The sequence below is a fragment of the Variovorax sp. H27-G14 genome, from assembly GCF_046156345.1.
Classification (GTDB): Bacteria; Pseudomonadota; Gammaproteobacteria; order Burkholderiales; family Burkholderiaceae_C; genus Variovorax.
This window is the reverse complement of record NZ_JAYLVN010000034.1, coordinates 1-15,469: the sequence shown is the minus strand read 5'-3', so window position 1 is coordinate 15,469 and position 15,469 is coordinate 1. Positions and strand designations below refer to the sequence as shown.

The following is a 15,469-nucleotide window of genomic DNA, read 5'->3' as shown; positions in this document are numbered from 1 at the left end:
TCGGGTGTCAGCGCGGCGCCATGCGAATCGCCCCGTCCAGCCGCACGCTCTCGCCGTTGAAGTACCCGTTGGTAATCATCAGCTCCGCCAGCGTCGCGTACTCCGCCGGGTTGCCCAGCCGCTTGGGGAAAGGCACCGACGCGGCCAGCGCGGCCTTCACGTTGTCGGGCGCGCCCTGCAGCAGCGGCGTGTCGAAGATGCCCGGCAGGATGGTGTTCACGCGAATGCCCTCGCTCATGAGGTCGCGCGCTATCGGCAGCGTCATGCCGACGATGCCGGCCTTGGACGCGGTGTAGGCGGCCTGCCGCATCTGCCCGTCCTGCGCGGCCACCGAGGCGGTGTTGACGATGGCGCCGCGCTCGCCGTCTTCCAGCATGTCGAGCGTGAGCATGCCGGCCGCCGACTTGGCGATGCAGCGGAAGGTGCCCACCAGGTTGATCTGGATGATGCGGTCGAAGTTGGCGAGCGGAAAGTGCTTGATCTCGCCCGATGCCTTGTCGCGGCTCGCGGTCTTCACCGCGTTGCCGGTGCCCGCGCAATTGACCAGCACGCGCTCTTGCCCATGCGCGGCACGCGCCTTGGCAAAGGCCGCATCGACCTGCTCGTCGGAGGTCACGTCGACCTTGCAGAACACGCCGCCCAGTTCCTTGGCCAGCGCTTCGCCCTGCTCCGCGTTGAGGTCGAACAGCGCAACCTTCACGCCGTGGCTGGCCAGGCGGCGCGCGGTGGCGGCGCCAAGGCCCGAGGCACCGCCGGTGACGACGGCGGAAATTGTTGAACCGAGTTGCATCTTGAATGGCCTCTGGATGAATTTGTCGCGGGCCAGTTTAGGCAGCAGAATCCGCTGCCGGCATCGTCGGAAACGACGGGATTTCCAAGCACCGGCGCCACTGCTTACCCAGCCCGCCCGCGATGCCGCAACCTCCCCCGCCACCCTCCGCACCCTCCGCGCTCTCCACGCTCTCCTCGCTCCCGCGCATCCTCGAGACCAAGCTCAACCCCCCGGCCTTCGTCGCCACGCAGGTGCCGCGCACCGCCATCGGCGAGCAGATTGCCGCGGCGCCCGCCAAGCTGGTGCTGGTGCGCGCGCCAGCCGGCTTCGGCAAGACCACGGCCATGGCGCAGATGCGCGGGCGCATGGACGCGCAGGGCACTGCCACCGCTTGGCTCACGCTGGACCGCGCCGACAACGACGTGTCGCGCTTTCTCAACTGCCTGGCCGAGGCCGTGCAGCGCCTGGGCGTGGACGAGCCGCGCGCCAACGCGCCCTTCGACGCAGTGGCTGCGCTGGCCGCGCACGACTCGCCCTTCACACTGTTTCTGGACGACTTCGAGGTGGTGCAAGAGCCCGCCGTGCTGGGCCTGGTGCGCGAGATCGTCGAGCACCTGCCGCGCCGCGGGCAGATCGTGATCGGCTCGCGCAGCCTGCCCGACCTGGGGCTGGGCCGGCTGCGCGCGCGCGGCCAGCTGGTGGAGATCGACACCGACCGTCTGCGCTTCAGCCTGGAAGAAACCAGCGCCTTCTTTCAGCAGCGCGGCGCCCAGGCCGCGCACGCGCTGCCGGCCGCCATGCTCGCGCAGCTGCACCACAAGACCGAAGGCTGGGTGGCCGCCATCTGGCTTGCGTCGATGGCGCTGGAACGCCACGGCACCGAGACCGGTTTTGTCGAACGCTTCTCGGGCTCCGACCGCGCCGTGGCCGACTACCTGGCCGAAGACGTGCTGGCGCACCAGCCCGCCGACATCAGAGACTTTCTGCTGCGCACCAGCATCCTGCGACAGCTTGATGCGTCTGTGTGCCAGGCGCTGTGCCCGCGCGTGGACTGCGCGGCCATGCTGGAGCGGCTGGCCACGTCCAACCTGTTCGTCACGCCGGTAAGCGGCGACGGCGATGCGTGGCGCTACCACAGCCTGTTCGCCGACTTCCTGCGCGCGCAACTCGCGCGCGAACTGCCTGGCGACATCGAGCGGCTGCACCTGTCGGCATCGGGCTGGTACGAGTCGCACGGTCGGCCCGTGCCCGCCATCGACCATGCCATCGAAGGCGGCGACCACCCCTATGCGCTGACGCTGCTCGACAGCTATGCGGCGCAGTTTCTCGAACAGGGCCGCATGCGCATGCTGGCGCGCTGGTTCTCGGCCATTCCAGAACACCAGCTGCGCGAACACCCGTTCCTGCAGCCCATCGCGCTGTGGGCCACCTGCTTCACGCACGGCCCGTGGGACGCCATGCGCCAGCTCGAAAAATCAGGCTGCCTGCAAAGTCCCATCGCCGAAGTGCGCGCCAGCGCCCACACGCTGGTGCCGCTGCTGCTGGCCATGCAGGACCGGCATGACGAGGCCTGCGAGGTCGGCCGCCAGAGCCTGGCGCGCCTGCCCACCGGGCTGCCCTTTGCCGATGCGGTGCTGCTCAACGCCATGGCCCACATCCTGGCCGTGGAGGGCGACCCGCGCGAGGCGCGCCGCATGCTCGAGGTGGCGCGGCGCGAGCAGGGCAACAGCACCTTCAACCGCATGTACACCGAGTCGCTGGCCGGCCTGTTCGACCTGCAGGAAGGCCGGCTGCGCCAGGCCACCGCGCGGCTGCGCATGGCGGTGGATTCCACGCATGCCGTGTCCTACAACCACAGCCACGGCAACGCCTGGGCCGGCGTGCTGTACGCGGGCGCGGTGTACGAGACCAACCAGCTCGTGCAGGCCGAGCACCTGCTCAACGTGTACCTGCCGCTGGCGCGCGACGTGGGCCTGCCCGACCACATGATCCTGAGCCACGTGATGCGCTCTCGCCTGGCGTTCCACGCGGGCGACATCGACGCCGCCTTCCAGGCCCTGACCGAACTCGAATACCTGGGCCACCACCGCCAACTGCCGCGCGTGGTGGCCAGCGCCAAGCTGGAGCGTTCGCGCATGTTGCTGCTGCAGGGCAACGGCCCCGCGTCGCGCGACGAACTGCAGCGCGCCGACGACCCTGCCCTGTGGGAGCGCGAGCGCCGCCAGCGCCTGCCCGCGCACGACTTGGACTACCTGCTGCTGGCCCGCGCGCGCTGGGACGTCGCTTTCGGCGATGCGCGCGCGGCCGTGGGCGTGCTCGACGCCGAACTGCACGCCGCGCTGGCCTCCACGCGCAACCGGCGTGCGCTGTCGGTGCGGGTGGTGCGCGCGCTGGCGCTGCAACGCGCCGGCGACATGGCCGCGGCCATCGACGAAATGGGCGAGGTGCTGCAGACCGCGAGCCAGGAGGGGTTCATGCGGCTCATCCTGGACGAGGGGCCGGCGGTGGGCACGCTGCTGCACCGGTATGCGGCCGCGCAGCAGGACGGCGGCGACCCGATCCTGGCCGACCACCTGCAGCGCCTGCTGCAGGCCGCGGGGCCGGCGCCTGCGGGCGAGGTGGAGGCGCCGAGCAGCGACGCCATGAAGGAGCCGCTGACGCGGAAGGAAATTCGGGTGCTGCAGCTGCTGGCCGAGGGGTATTCGAACAGCGCGATGGCGGAGAAGCTGTTCGTGTCGGACAGCACGGTGCGTACGCACCTGCGCAATATCAATATGAAGCTGGATGCGAAGAGCAGGACGCAGGCGGTGGCTATTGCGCGGAAGTTGGGGGTGATTCGATAGCGCCCTGCGCAAAGGCCCGCGGCCGCGGGGTTCAAAGAGGTCGCACGACTACGGATTCCGGTGATACCCCTCCCCCCTCTCAATCCCTAGCATTCGCTACAGAGATCAGAGACTTCCAACAGCCGCGATAGCCACTGGCACACGGCGCTGGAAGAGCGTTGCGCCCGGCGAGACCGAGACAGCAAGCCGGGCAGGGAGCCACCTCAACAGAGAGCGCCGTCGAGCGGAAACCACCATGCCCAAAGGAATTCCCAACCCGGCCGCCATGTATGGCATCTACCCCCGTACCTGGGGGTTCGAGGTGTCCATCGTGCGCAACGGCAACCGCTACTTCAAGCAGTTCGGCCGCGCCAGCTACGGCAGCCAGGAGCAAGCCCTGCTGCAGGCACAGGACTGGCGCGACGGCATCGTGCGCAGCGTGCCGCCGGTGCCGCGCCGCACGCGGGCTGAAAAACTGCGCGTCAACAACACCACGGGCGTGTCCGGCGTGTTCGCGCAGGTCGCGTCCGACGGCAAGGTGCGCGCCTGGGTCGCCAAAACCTATCTGGGGCAGGAAGAAATCTTGCGCACCGACTTTGCGGTGAACACCGTGGGCGATGCCGCACAGGCGCTGGCCATCGAGGAGCGGCAGCGCCAGCTGGAGCGCATGGCCGGGCTGGCCAGGCTGCACCCGGCGGAAGAAATGATCCGCACGACGCCCGCCCTGCCGCTGGACGACCTTCGCTCGCCCAAGCGCTCCAAGTCGGAGATCAAGCGCAGCACCAACTCCAGCGGCGTGAGCGGCGTGCATTTCAAGTCGCCCAACGTCGGCCACCCGGGCTACTGGCTGGCCATTACTTACACCAGCGGCAAGGGCAGCGTGAGCAAGGCCTTCTCCATCAAGGAGCACGGGGCAGAGCAGGCCAAGCAGATGGCCATTGCGGAGCGCGAGCGCCAGCTGGAGCAAAAGCTGCTGTACATCAGCGGCACGGGCAACGCACTGACGATTGCGTTTCGCAAGGACCCGGAGCGCCACGTGCAGGGCGCCGGCGCTGCGGCGGCCGCTCCGCAGGCAAGGCCCGCGCATTGAGCGCAGCCGGCCACGGGCACGCCGTGGCTGGAGCGCAACGCGGCGTGGGCCAGAATGTCGGGCAGAAACGGGTGCCCATGAGCCTCGAAAGAATCGGGGAGCCGATCGAGGTCGGCCGCAGCCATGCGGCCGAGCGCAACCGCATTACGTCGAACATGCCCAAAGGTGTTCCGAATTCCGCCGCCATGTACGGCATTTGCGCCCGCCCCTGGGGTTATGAGGTGTCGCTGGTGCGCAATGGCGAGCGCCAGTACAAGCAATTTGGCAAGGCCAGCTACGGCAGCCCGGAGCAGGCCCTGCTGCAGGCGCAAGACTGGCGCGACCACATCGTGCGCACCATGCCGCCGCTGCCGCGCCGTGCGCTCGCCGAAAAACCCCGCGCCAACAGCACGGGCGTGCCGGGCGTGTTCCACCGGCTGGCGCCCGGCGGCCGGGTGCGCGGCTGGCTGGCCAAGACTTACATCGGCAAGGACGAAATCTTGCGTGCCGACTTTCCCGTGCAAGGCTCCGGCGGCTCAGGTGACACCGCGTTGGCGCAAGCTGTGCGCGAGCGCGCGCAGCAGCTCGACCGCATGACGGGGCTGGCCCGCGTGCACCCGGCCGAAGAGGCGATCCGCATGGGGCTGTCGGCGCATGCGCCGGGGCTGCGCGCGGCCAAGCGATCCAAATCGGAGATCACGCGGCGCAACAACACCAGCGGCATGAGCGGCGTGCACTTCAAGACGCCCAACGCCCGGCATCCGGGCTACTGGCTGGCCATCACGTACAGCAGCGCGCGGGGCAGCGTGAGCAAGGCGTTTTCGGTGAAAGACCACGGGCCGGAGCTGGCCAAGCAGCTGGCCATTGCGCAGCGCCACAAGCAGCTGGCCGAGAAATTGCAGGACGACCAGGGGACAGCCACTGCCGTCGCAACCGCACCGGCCCTGTCCAAATCCGACAAGCCCCTCAAGCCACGCACAGGGGCCCGGCGCAACAACTGAAACCCATGGCCATGCACCGATGCGGCTGCGCTGAAGCAGCGACGCCGGCCGGCCATGGCCGCCAAGATTCAATTTCCCAGCCCGCCCCTGACGGCGGTTTTCGACATGACCCACAAACCCCTTCATCAATTGCTGCGCGTGGCCTCGCACCTGCTGGACCAGGCGGCGGCCGAAGTTCGAGCGGCAGACCTGGACCCGGTGCCGGAAAACATCCAGCGAATCGGCCGGGCGCTGATCGAGGTGATCGAGGTACAGCGCCAGCTCTACGCCGAGGCGCCTGAGCTGCAACCCAAGACGCTGGCCGCCTCGCCGCGCGAGCACGAGGCCAACCGGCTCTTCACGCAGTTCACCATCGAGGCGCTGGAGCTGGAAGACGCGGGCAACCCCGAAGGCGCGCGCGAGAAGTACACGCAATTCATCGGCCTGTCGCCCTCCTACCCGCACCGGGAAATTGCGCGGGCGGAGATCAAGCGGCTGTCGTAGCCGCGGCCGCTTTCCGGTTCAGGCGCGCGGCCGTTACAGCGCGCGCGAGATCACTTCTTTCATGATCTCGTTGGTGCCGCCGTAGATGCGCTGCACGCGCCCGTCGGTGTACATGCGCGCCACCATGTACTCGTTCATGAAGCCGTAGCCGCCAAAGAGCTGCAGGCATTCGTCGACCACGCGGCCCTGCGTTTCGGAGGCCCACAGCTTGGCCATGGAGGCGGTGGCGGTGTCGAGCGTGCCGGCCACCAGGTCTTCCACGCAGCGGTCGATGAAGGCGCGGCCCACCTTGATTTGCGTGGCTATTTCGGCCAGCTTGAACTTGGTGTTCTGGAACTCGGCAATCGGCTTGCCGAAGGCCTTGCGGTCGCGCACGTAGTCCAGCGTGGCCTGGTAGGCGCCTTCCATGGTGGCCAGCGCGCTCACGCCGATGATGGTGCGCTCGTAGGGCAGGTCGCCCATGAGCTGGAAGAAGCCCTGGCCTTCGGCGCCGCCCAGCAGGGCGTCTTCGCGCACGCGCACGTCGTCGAAGAAAAGCTCGGAGGTGTCCTGCGCCTTCATGCCGATCTTGTCGAGCACGCGGCCCACGCGAAAGCCCTTGCAGCCCTCGGTTTCCACGATGAGGATCGACGTGCCCTTGGCGCCCTGCCCCGGGTCGGTCTTGGCCACCACCAGCACCACGCCGGCCAGAAAGCCGTTGGTGATGAAGGTCTTGGAACCGTTGAGGAGGTAGCCGCCTTCGGTCTTCTCCGCGCGGGTGCGCACGCCCTGCAGGTCGGAGCCCGCGCCGGGCTCGGTCATGGCAATGGCGCCCACCAGCTCGCCGCGCGCCATGCGCGGCAGGTAGTGGCGCTTTTGCACGTCGGTGCCGTGGTTCAGAAAGTAGTGCGCCACGATGTTGTGCACCGACGTGCTCATGCCGTTCAGCCCGCGCCGCGCCGACTCTTCGTAGAACACGGCCTCGTGGCGAAAGTCGCCACCACCGCCGCCGTAGTCCTCGGGGATGTCGGCGCACAGCAGGCCGAGCGAACCGGCCTTGCGCCAGATGTCGTGGCCCACGTGGCCGCGTTTGCGCGAGGCCTCGTCGTCGGGCAGCATTTCGGTTTCGATGAAGCGCGCCACGTTGTCGCGGTACAGCTCCAGGTCTTCGTCGCTCCAGGAGCGTCGGAAATCGATGGCCATGTTGTCTTCCTTGGTTGTATTTTTTCGGGCGTGTCGTGTCGGGTCGCCTGCTCAGCCCACGCGGCGTTCCTTGCCCGCCCAGAAGGGCTCGCGCAGCTGAAACTTCTGCAGTTTGCCCGCGGCCGAGAGCGGCAGCGCGTCGCGAAACTCCACGCTGCGCGGGCACTTGTAGTTCGCAATCTGTTCGCGGCAATGCGCAATGACGGCATCGGCCTCCAGCGCCATGCCTTCGCGCCGCACGATCACCGCGTGCACGCGCTCGCCCCACTTCTCATCTGGCACGCCAATCACGGCGGACATCAGCACCTGCGGCATCTGCGCAATGGCGTTCTCGACCTCGGCGGAGTACACGTTTTCTCCGCCGCTGACGATCATGTCCTTCATGCGGTCGACCACGAACACAAAGCCCTGCTCGTCCATGTAGCCGCCGTCGCCGGTGTGCATCCAGCCGCCGCGCAGCGCGGCCTCGGTTTCAGCCGGCTTGTTCCAGTAGCCCTTCATCACCATGGGCCCGCGCGCGACGATCTCGCCGACCTGGCCGGCGGGCAGCTCGTGGTCTTCGCCGTCGACGATGCGAACTTCGGCGATGGCAATGGGCGTGCCGGCCGAGCGCAGCAGGCGCTCGCGGTCGGGCCCGGGCTGGTGGCAGTGCGACGGCAGCGCGGTGACCACGGGCGACAGCTCCGTCATGCCGTAGACCTGCGCGAACGCGGTGCCCGGAAAGGCACGCATGGCCTGGTCGAGCAGCGCCGCATCGATGGGCGCCGCGCCGTAAGACAGCAGCCGCAGCGCCGACAGGTCGAACTCGGCAAAGCGCGGATGCTCGATCACGCGCTTGACCATGGTGGGCACCAGGAACATCTCGGTGATGCGGGCGGACTGCAGGGTCTGCAGCACCGCGAGCTCGTCGAACATGGGCACCACGTGAATGGGCACCAGGCGCAGCAGGCTCTGCAGCGCGATGCCGCAACCGGCCACATGAAACATGGGCGCGGCGACGATGGCGGCGGCATGTTGCGTGTCACGCGGCAGGGCGGCGACGGTGCCCAGCGCGTTGATGTACAGGCTGCCGTGCGTGAGCATCACGCCCTTGGGCCGGCCGGTGGTGCCGCCGGTGTACATGACGGCGGCAAGCTCGTCGGCGCTGTGGGGTGCGTCGTCGATGGGCTGTGCATCGGCGAGCAGGGCTTCGTAGCCGAGCATGCCTTCGGGCACTGCGCCGTCACCGCAATAGACCACGGTGCGCAGCGAGGTCGAGAGCCGGCGCAGCTCGGCGGCCATGGGCGCGAACAGGTCGTCCACCAGCAGGATGCGGGTGTCGCAGTCGTCCAGCGAGTAGGCGACCTCTTTCGGGTTCCAGCGGATGTTGACGGGGTTGATGACGCCGCCGCCCCACCAGGTGCCGAAGAAGTATTCGACGAAGCGGTGCGAGTTGAGGCTCATCATGCCGACGCGATCGCCAGCGTGCATGCCGAGTTGCTTGAGCACGGCACCGAGACGCGCGACGCGGTCGCCAAGCTCGCCGTAGCTCAGCCGTTGCTTGCCGCAGACCACGGCAACGGCGCTGCCTTTTTCGCGACGGCCCTTGTGCAGGGGTTGGGTGAGGAACATGACGTCTCCGTTGTCGTTCGGGTCAGGAAGCGCACAGCGGCGCGATGGCTTCCGCCACCACGCCCCAGCGGCACAGCACCGTGGCACCGTCGTCGCGCGCAACGGCCGGCGGCACCACCGGCGCGGTGCGGCTGAAGCGCGGCGCGGGCGCGGGCTGCACCACCCCGCCCACGGTGGCGAAGGTGCCGCGCGCCACGTTGTGCGGATGCGCGGGGGCTTCGTCCCAGTCGAGCACGGGCGCAAAGCAGGCGTCGCTGCCCTCCAGCAGCACGCACCATTCGTCGCGCGTGCGGGTGCGAAACACATCGGCCATGCGCAGCTTGAGCAGCGGCCAGCGGTCGGCGTCCATCTGCGCGTCGAAGGCGGTGTCGTCGGCAATGCCGCAGCGCTCGCGCATGAGCGCGTAGAACTGCGGCTCGATGGCGCCCACGGCCACGTATTTGCCGTCGGCGCAGGCGTAGGTGTCGTAGAAGTGCGCGCCGCCGTCCAGCATGTTCTCGCCGCGCTGGTTGCTCCACTGGCCGGCCGACTTGAAGCCGTACATCATGGCCGACAGCAGCGCCGCGCCGTCGGTCATGGCGGCGTCGATCACCTGGCCCTGGCCCGAGCCCTTGGCCTCGTGCAGCGCCGCCAGGATGCCGAAGGCCAGCAGCATGGCGCCGCCGCCAAAGTCGCCCACGTAGTTGAGCGGCGGCACCGGCGGCTCGCCCGCGCGGCCGATGGCATGCAGCGCGCCGCTCAGCGCGATGTAGTTGATGTCGTGGCCCGCCGCATGCGCCAGCGGCCCGTGCTGGCCCCAGCCGGTCATGCGGCCGTACACCAGGCGCGGGTTGCGCGCATGGCATTCGGCGGGGCCCAGGCCCAGGCGCTCCATGACGCCGGGGCGAAAGCCTTCGATCAGCACGTCGGCCTTGTCGATGGCGTCGAGCACCGAGGCCGCCGCGCCGGGCGCGCGCAGGTCGACCTGCAGCGTGCTGCGCCCGCGCGCCAGGATGTCGTGCGGCGCGGTGCGCGTGCCGGGGCGCTCGATGCGCAGCACCTCCGCGCCCATGTCGGCGAACAGCATCGCGCAGAACGGCCCGGGGCCGATGCCCGCCATCTCGATGACCCGTAGCCCCTGCAGTGGACCTGCCATGTCTTGTCTCCTGTGGCGCCACGCGGGGCGCCTTGTGTGTGGAGGCATCTTGGCGCGCGGGCGGCGCAACGTGCATCGTCGAAAGCGACGAAGTTGCGGCGCGGCGGCCATGCACGGCCGGGTCAGTGAAGGTCTACAACGCGGCCCGCCTCGCGGAGCGCGAGGGCCATGCCTGTCAGGCGTTGTCCGCTTGCGATGCCAGCCGCGCCACGCGGCGCAGGTGCCATGCGGCCGAGCCGAACTGGCCTTCGATGAGGGTGGCGCGGCGCATGTAGTGGCCCACCGCCAGCTCCTCGGTCATGCCCATGCCGCCGTGCAGTTGCACCGCGCCCTGCCCCACGGCCCGGCAGGCCTTGGCCACGGCCACCTTGGCGGACGAGACGGCGCGTGCGCGGTCGTCGCTCGATGCGGTGTCCACACCCTCGCCCACGCTGGCGGTGAGCGCGGCGGCCAGCTCCAGCGCCATGTGCATGTCGGCCAGGCGGTGCTGCAGCACCTGAAAGCTGGAGATGGGCACGCCGAACTGCTTGCGCTGGCGCACGTAGCCGAGCGTGTCGCGCATCAGGCGGCGCATGACGCCGACGGCTTCGGCGCAAACGGCGAGCGTGGCCTCGTCGTGCGCCTGCTCGATCTGCGGCAGCGCGCCGCCTTCGGTGCCGAGCAGCGCGTCGGCGGGCAGGCGCACGTTGTCGAAAGCGATGTCGGCGGCGCGGCCACCGTCGCGCGTCGGGTAGGCGCGCAGGTGCACGCCGGGTGTGTCTTTGGGCACCACCAGCAGCGAGAGGCCGGCGGCGCTGCGCGCACTCACGATGAAATGGCTGGCCCAGGGCGCGGCCTGCACCACGGCCTTGCGGCCGTTCAACAGAAAGCCCTGCGCGTCGCGCAGGAGCGCGGTCTGCACATCGGCGCGGTCGTGGCGGCTGTGCGGCTCACCGTGCGCGAAGGCCAGCACGGCCTGGCCTGCGACGACCCGCGCGAGCAACGCGTCGGCGTGCGCGCCGGGGTGGCGCTGCAGCAGGCCCGCGCCGATCACCATGGTCGACAGGTAGGGCTCGGCCGCCAGCGCGCCGCCCAGCGTTTCCATCAGCGCCAGGTGCGCCGGCATGCCGCCGCCCAGGCCGCCTTGCGCCTCGGGCAGCGCCGCGCCCAGCAGGTCGAGCTCACGCGCCAGGCCTTGCCAGAAAGGCGGGGGGGCGTCGTCGGCCTGGCGCAGCGCATGCAGCCGCTGCTCGAAGCCGTGCCGGTCGTCGAGGTAGCGCGCGAGGCTGTCGCGCAGCATGGCCAGGGTGTCTTGCTGTTCGGTTTGGATGCTCATGGCCTGAACCTCAGTTCGCCAGCAGTCTGCTGGCGATGATGTTGCGCTGCACTTCGTTGGAGCCCGCGTAGATCGACGCGGCGCGGTCGTTCAGGTAGGCCGACATGGCGAACACGGCTTCTTCAGGAATGGGCTGCGCGCCCTGCTGCAGGCGGTCGTCCAGCGGCAGGTTGGCTGCGGCGTAGTGGGCGGCAATGTCCAGGCCCAGTTCGGTCAGCCGCTGGCGCAGCTCCGAGCCCAGCACCTTGCCCATGGAGGGGCGAATGCCGGGTGGCTCGCCACGGGCCTGCGCGCGCAAGGACTGCAGCTCGGTCGCCTCGATGGCGTCGATGGCGCAGGCCGCGTCGGCCAGGCGTAGCGCCATGTCGTCGGCCTCGTGCGCGTCCGGAGCCGCCGCCGCAAAGGCCGCGCGGGCGTCGGCCTGCAGCCGGCGCAGGCGCGCGCGCAGCTGGGGCGCCCAGGCACCGCCGCGCTCGTGCTGCAACAGGTATTTGGCGATGGTCCAGCCCTGGTTCTCCTCGCCGATGAGGCCTTCGGCCGGCACGCGCACGTCATCGAAGAACACCTGGTTGAGCTCGTGGTCTCCGGAGATGCTGATGATCGGGCGAATGGTGATGCCCGGCGCCGGCAGGTCGAAGCACAGAAAGCTGATGCCCTGCTGCGGCTTGCCGCCGGAGGTGGTGCGCACCAGGCAGAACATCTTGTTGGCGTACTGGGCGTGGGTGGTCCAGATCTTGGTGCCGTTCAACACGTAGTGGTCGCCGTCGCGCACCGCCTTGCATTGCAGCGACGCCAGGTCGGAGCCCGCCTGCGGCTCCGAGTAGCCCTGGCACCAATAGTCTTCGCCCGAGCGAATGCCGGGCAGCCAGGCGCGCTTTTGCGCCTCGGTGCCGAAGGCGACGATCACCGGCGCCACCATGCCCGGGCCCATGGGCGCGCGCGGTGGCGCGTCGGCCGCGGCCAGTTCGCTGGCGAACAGGTAGTGCTGCATGGGCGTCCAGCCGGTGCCGCCGTGTTCTACCGGCCATTGGGCCACGCTCCAGCCGCGTTGGGCGAGGATGCGGTGCCAGCGGTTGCCGAACTCGTGGTCGGTGAAGATGCCCGAGCAGCGCCGCCCGGCGGCGCGCAAGTCGGGCGTCAGCTCACGTGCCAGAAAGTCGCGAACCTCGTCGCGGAATGCGGTCTCCGCCGCGGTGAGTGCCCAGGCCATGGTGTTGTCTCGCTGAGGAATACACCGGGCGAGTGTGATGCCGGGCGGGCCGGCCGGCATCGTCGGATCGGACGAAAGGGTCGCGGGAGGGACAGCTCAGGCGTTCAGCTCAGGCCGTGACGGCTTCGCGCTGCGGCCCCATCTGGCTCGTCACCGGCATGTGCTGCGCCCAGTCGATGATCTCCAGCGTGCCGTCCGCATGCTCGGCCAGCGCGGTGAGGCTTTCCACCCAGTCGCCGTCGTTGCAGTAAAGGATGCCGTCGATGTCGCGCATCTCCGCATGGTGAATGTGGCCGCACACCACGCCCTGCGCGCCGCGGTTGCGGGCCTCGCGCGCCACGGCGGCCTCGAAGTCGCCCACGTAGCTCACGGCGCGCTTGACTTTGCCCTTGAGGTACTTCGACAGCGACCAGTACGGCAGCCCCATGCGCGCGCGCAGCGAGTTGAGGTGGCGGTTGAGCTTGAGCGTGAATTCGTAGAGCGAGTCGCCCACGTAGGCCAGCCACTTGGCGCATTGAATGACGCCGTCGAACAAGTCACCGTGAATGATCCAGAGCTTGCGGCCGTCGGCGGTCTCGTGAATCCATTCGTCGGCCACGTCGATGCCGCCGAAGTTGTGGTTGAGGTACTTGCGGGCGAACTCGTCGTGGTTGCCCGGAATGAAGATCACGCGCGTGCCCTTGCGCGCCTTGCGCAGCAGCTTCTGGATCACGTCGTTGTGCGCCTGCGGCCAGTACCAGTGCCGCTTGAGCTGCCAGCCGTCGATGATGTCGCCCACCAGAAACAGCGTCTCGCACTCGGTGTGCTTCAAAAAGTCGAGCAGCGCCCGCGCCTGGCAGCCGGGCGTGCCCAGGTGCAGGTCGGAGATCCAGAGCGTGCGAAAGCGCAGCGGCTCTCGCAGGCAGTCTTCGTCGTCCGACTCGGGGGCCCGGGTCGCGGTGTCGCGCCATGCGCGAAGGAAAGCGTCGTCGCGTTGCATGGACGGGTAGGCTCCCACTGCCCCATGACCGCGCGATGGCATACCCGTGACATCCCGGTGACGTGTCGCCCGGGTGCAACGCCACAATGCCGCGATGCGCCCTGGCCAGATCATCGTTCTTGCAACGCCTGTGTTCTTTCTGCTGATTGCGATCGAGTGCGCGGTGGGCCGCGTGCGCGCACGCCGCGGCACCGGGCAAGACACCTACCGGCTGGCGGACGCGGTGAACAGCATCGGGCTGGGCATGCTGAGCCAGATCAGCGCGGTGCTCACGGGGCTGCTGCGCATCGGCATCTACACGGCGGTGTATTCGGCGGTGGCGCTGTTCCCGCAAGAGGCCGCGCGCGACTTCTGGACCACCTGGTACGGCTGGCTGCTGGCGCTGGTGTTCTACGACCTCTGCTACTACTGGCTGCACCGCATGGGGCACGAATCAGCCGTGCTGTGGGCGGCGCATGTGGTGCACCACCAGAGCCAGCACTACAACCTGTCGACCGCGTTGCGGCAAACGTCGAGCGGGGCTTTGTTCGGCTGGATTTTTTATCTGCCGATGGCGGTGGCGGGCGTGCCGCTGCTGGTGTTCGGCGTGGTGGGGCTCATCGATCTGCTCTACCAGTTCTGGGTGCACACCGAACAGGTGGGCAAGCTGGGTTGGTTCGACCGCTGGTTCTGCTCGCCGTCGAACCACCGGGTGCACCACGCGGTGAACGAGCGCTACCTGGACCGCAACTACGGCGGCATCCTGATCGTGTGGGACCGCTTGTTCGGCACCTTCCGCGAAGAGGACGAGCGCTGCGTGTACGGCACGCGCGGCGAGCTGAAGAGCTGGGACCCGCTGTGGGCGAATGCCGAGGTGTACTGGGGGCTGGCTAAGGATTCATGGCACGCGCGCAGCTGGGCCGACAAGCTGCGCGTGTGGTTCAAGCCGCCGGGGTGGCGGCCGGCGGACGTGGCCGCGCGCTTTCCGAAGCCGGCGTTCGACATCGCGAAGGTGACACGCTATGCGCCCGAGGTGAGCCGGGGCGTGCAGTGGTTCGCGGGGGTGCAGTTCGTGCTGCTGCTGGGGTGCGTGGCGGTGTTTCTGTGGTTCTCCGACGCGGTTGCGCTGCCGCAGGCCGCCGTGTGGCTGGCCGCGTTGACGGCCGGCCTGTGGGCGGTGGGTGGGGTGCTGCAGGGGCGGCTGTCGGTCACCGAAGTGCTGCTGGTCGAAGCCGCGGCGCTGGCCACCGCGAGCGCGGCGCTGGGCCTTGGTGGGCTGCATCACGTCTGCAAGCCGCTGGCATTGGGCATTGCGATCTTGCTGGTTGCTCGGCGGGTGGCAGCGAACGGCATGACGGCCTTCGATGGGTTGTTGCTGACCGGGCTGGTGGCCTCGCTGGCGGGGGACGTGCTGCTGATGGGATCGGGCGGGCTGTTCGTGCCGGGGCTGGTGTGCTTTCTGCTGGCGCACCTGGCGTACATCGCGCTGTTGCGCATCGGCGTGGGGCTGTTTCCGCGGCGTGGGGCGCTGGTGGCGACGCTGCTGGTCGGCGCGGGGATGTATGCGTTTGTCTGGTGGGGCGGGCTGCCCGTGGCCTTGCGGGTGCCGGTCGGCGTGTATGTGCTGGTGATCGCCTGCATGGCGGCGCAGGCCATCGGGCGGGCCGCCGTGCTGCGGCACAAGGACCCGGGCGCGCTGTGGGTGGCGGTGGGCGCGTGCTTCTTCATGCTGAGCGATGCGCTGCTGGCGACCAACCGGTTCGTGACGCCGCTGCCGCTGGCGTCGCTGTGGGTGCTGGGGACGTACTACGTGGCGCAGATGCTGATCGTGCGGCACGCGCGGGCCGCGTGGGCCGTGGCCTGACTGTGCATGGCTCCCTCCCCCAGCGGGGGAGGGAGCCATGCACAGTC

12 protein-coding genes are annotated in these 15,469 nt (G+C 69.1%); 5 read left to right on the top strand and 7 right to left on the bottom strand.

Annotated features, from left to right (window positions below; genetic code table 11):
- Positions 1 to 7: 7 nt before the first annotated feature.
- The gene (locus tag VLK31_RS35090) at positions 8 to 790 is read right to left on the bottom strand and encodes an SDR family NAD(P)-dependent oxidoreductase (RefSeq protein WP_409173113.1); all 783 of its coding nucleotides are present in this window, start codon (positions 788 to 790) and stop codon (positions 8 to 10) included.
- A 122-nt stretch (positions 791 to 912) separates the two neighbouring features.
- Here VLK31_RS35090 and VLK31_RS35085 point away from each other — a divergent pair, with 122 nt between their 5' ends.
- From VLK31_RS35085 to VLK31_RS35070, 4 genes are all read left to right on the top strand, one after another.
- Complete coding sequence (locus VLK31_RS35085; RefSeq protein ID WP_409173112.1) at positions 913 to 3,615, top strand: LuxR C-terminal-related transcriptional regulator; 2,703 nt, start codon at positions 913 to 915, stop codon at positions 3,613 to 3,615.
- A 235-nt stretch (positions 3,616 to 3,850) separates the two neighbouring features.
- Positions 3,851 to 4,684 (top strand): AP2 domain-containing protein, encoded by an 834-nt coding sequence (locus VLK31_RS35080; RefSeq protein ID WP_409173111.1) that lies wholly within the window; start codon positions 3,851 to 3,853, stop codon positions 4,682 to 4,684.
- A 77-nt stretch (positions 4,685 to 4,761) separates the two neighbouring features.
- Positions 4,762 to 5,664, top strand: coding sequence for an AP2 domain-containing protein (locus VLK31_RS35075; RefSeq protein ID WP_409173110.1), 903 nt, complete (start codon positions 4,762 to 4,764; stop codon positions 5,662 to 5,664).
- A gap of 105 nt (positions 5,665 to 5,769) precedes the next feature.
- The gene (locus VLK31_RS35070) at positions 5,770 to 6,147 is read left to right on the top strand and encodes a hypothetical protein (RefSeq protein WP_409173109.1); all 378 of its coding nucleotides are present in this window, start codon (positions 5,770 to 5,772) and stop codon (positions 6,145 to 6,147) included.
- Positions 6,148 to 6,180: 33 nt separating this feature from the next.
- Here the strand turns inward: VLK31_RS35070 and VLK31_RS35065 are convergent, their stop codons facing one another.
- The 6 genes from VLK31_RS35065 to VLK31_RS35040 all read right to left on the bottom strand — a co-directional run bounded on the left by VLK31_RS35065 (position 6,181) and on the right by VLK31_RS35040 (position 13,579).
- Positions 6,181 to 7,329, bottom strand: coding sequence for an acyl-CoA dehydrogenase family protein (locus VLK31_RS35065; RefSeq protein ID WP_409173108.1), 1,149 nt, complete (start codon positions 7,327 to 7,329; stop codon positions 6,181 to 6,183).
- Between the two features lie 51 nt (positions 7,330 to 7,380).
- Positions 7,381 to 8,940, bottom strand: a complete 1,560-nt coding sequence (locus VLK31_RS35060) for a long-chain-fatty-acid--CoA ligase (protein WP_409173107.1) — start codon at positions 8,938 to 8,940, stop codon at positions 7,381 to 7,383.
- A 22-nt stretch (positions 8,941 to 8,962) separates the two neighbouring features.
- Entirely contained in the window at positions 8,963 to 10,075 is a 1,113-nt protein-coding gene (locus VLK31_RS35055) for a CaiB/BaiF CoA transferase family protein (protein WP_409173106.1), read from the bottom strand.
- Positions 10,076 to 10,250: 175 nt separating this feature from the next.
- Positions 10,251 to 11,390, bottom strand: coding sequence for an acyl-CoA dehydrogenase family protein (locus VLK31_RS35050; RefSeq protein WP_409173105.1), 1,140 nt, complete (start codon positions 11,388 to 11,390; stop codon positions 10,251 to 10,253).
- Between the two features lie 10 nt (positions 11,391 to 11,400).
- On the bottom strand, positions 11,401 to 12,600 hold the full coding sequence (locus tag VLK31_RS35045; protein WP_409173104.1) for an acyl-CoA dehydrogenase family protein: 1,200 nt from the start codon (positions 12,598 to 12,600) through the stop codon (positions 11,401 to 11,403).
- Positions 12,601 to 12,709: 109 nt separating this feature from the next.
- Positions 12,710 to 13,579 carry a UDP-2,3-diacylglucosamine diphosphatase gene (locus VLK31_RS35040; protein WP_409173103.1) on the bottom strand — a complete coding sequence of 290 codons (870 nt, stop codon included), beginning with the start codon at positions 13,577 to 13,579 and terminating at the stop codon, positions 12,710 to 12,712.
- Between the two features lie 94 nt (positions 13,580 to 13,673).
- Here VLK31_RS35040 and VLK31_RS35035 point away from each other — a divergent pair, with 94 nt between their 5' ends.
- A complete protein-coding gene (locus VLK31_RS35035; RefSeq protein WP_409173102.1) occupies positions 13,674 to 15,422 on the top strand; it encodes a lysoplasmalogenase family protein in 1,749 nt (582 codons plus the stop codon).
- Positions 15,423 to 15,469 lie beyond the last annotated feature (47 nt).

What these genes read in the sequence shown, in the direction of transcription:
- VLK31_RS35085 (WP_409173112.1), top strand. Translation starts at nt 913, where the DNA reads ATGCCGCAACCTCCCCCGCCACCCTCCGCACCCTCCGCGCTCTCCACG.
- VLK31_RS35070 (WP_409173109.1), top strand. Translation starts at nt 5,770, where the DNA reads ATGACCCACAAACCCCTTCATCAATTGCTGCGCGTGGCCTCGCACCTG.
- VLK31_RS35075 (WP_409173110.1), top strand. Translation starts at nt 4,762, where the DNA reads ATGAGCCTCGAAAGAATCGGGGAGCCGATCGAGGTCGGCCGCAGCCAT.
- VLK31_RS35065 (WP_409173108.1), bottom strand. Translation starts at nt 7,329, where the DNA reads ATGGCCATCGATTTCCGACGCTCCTGGAGCGACGAAGACCTGGAGCTG.
- VLK31_RS35040 (WP_409173103.1), bottom strand. Translation starts at nt 13,579, where the DNA reads ATGCAACGCGACGACGCTTTCCTTCGCGCATGGCGCGACACCGCGACC.
- VLK31_RS35045 (WP_409173104.1), bottom strand. Translation starts at nt 12,600, where the DNA reads ATGGCCTGGGCACTCACCGCGGCGGAGACCGCATTCCGCGACGAGGTT.
- VLK31_RS35055 (WP_409173106.1), bottom strand. Translation starts at nt 10,075, where the DNA reads ATGGCAGGTCCACTGCAGGGGCTACGGGTCATCGAGATGGCGGGCATC.
- VLK31_RS35035 (WP_409173102.1), top strand. Translation starts at nt 13,674, where the DNA reads ATGCGCCCTGGCCAGATCATCGTTCTTGCAACGCCTGTGTTCTTTCTG.
- VLK31_RS35080 (WP_409173111.1), top strand. Translation starts at nt 3,851, where the DNA reads ATGCCCAAAGGAATTCCCAACCCGGCCGCCATGTATGGCATCTACCCC.
- VLK31_RS35060 (WP_409173107.1), bottom strand. Translation starts at nt 8,940, where the DNA reads ATGTTCCTCACCCAACCCCTGCACAAGGGCCGTCGCGAAAAAGGCAGC.
- VLK31_RS35090 (WP_409173113.1), bottom strand. Translation starts at nt 790, where the DNA reads ATGCAACTCGGTTCAACAATTTCCGCCGTCGTCACCGGCGGTGCCTCG.
- VLK31_RS35050 (WP_409173105.1), bottom strand. Translation starts at nt 11,390, where the DNA reads ATGAGCATCCAAACCGAACAGCAAGACACCCTGGCCATGCTGCGCGAC.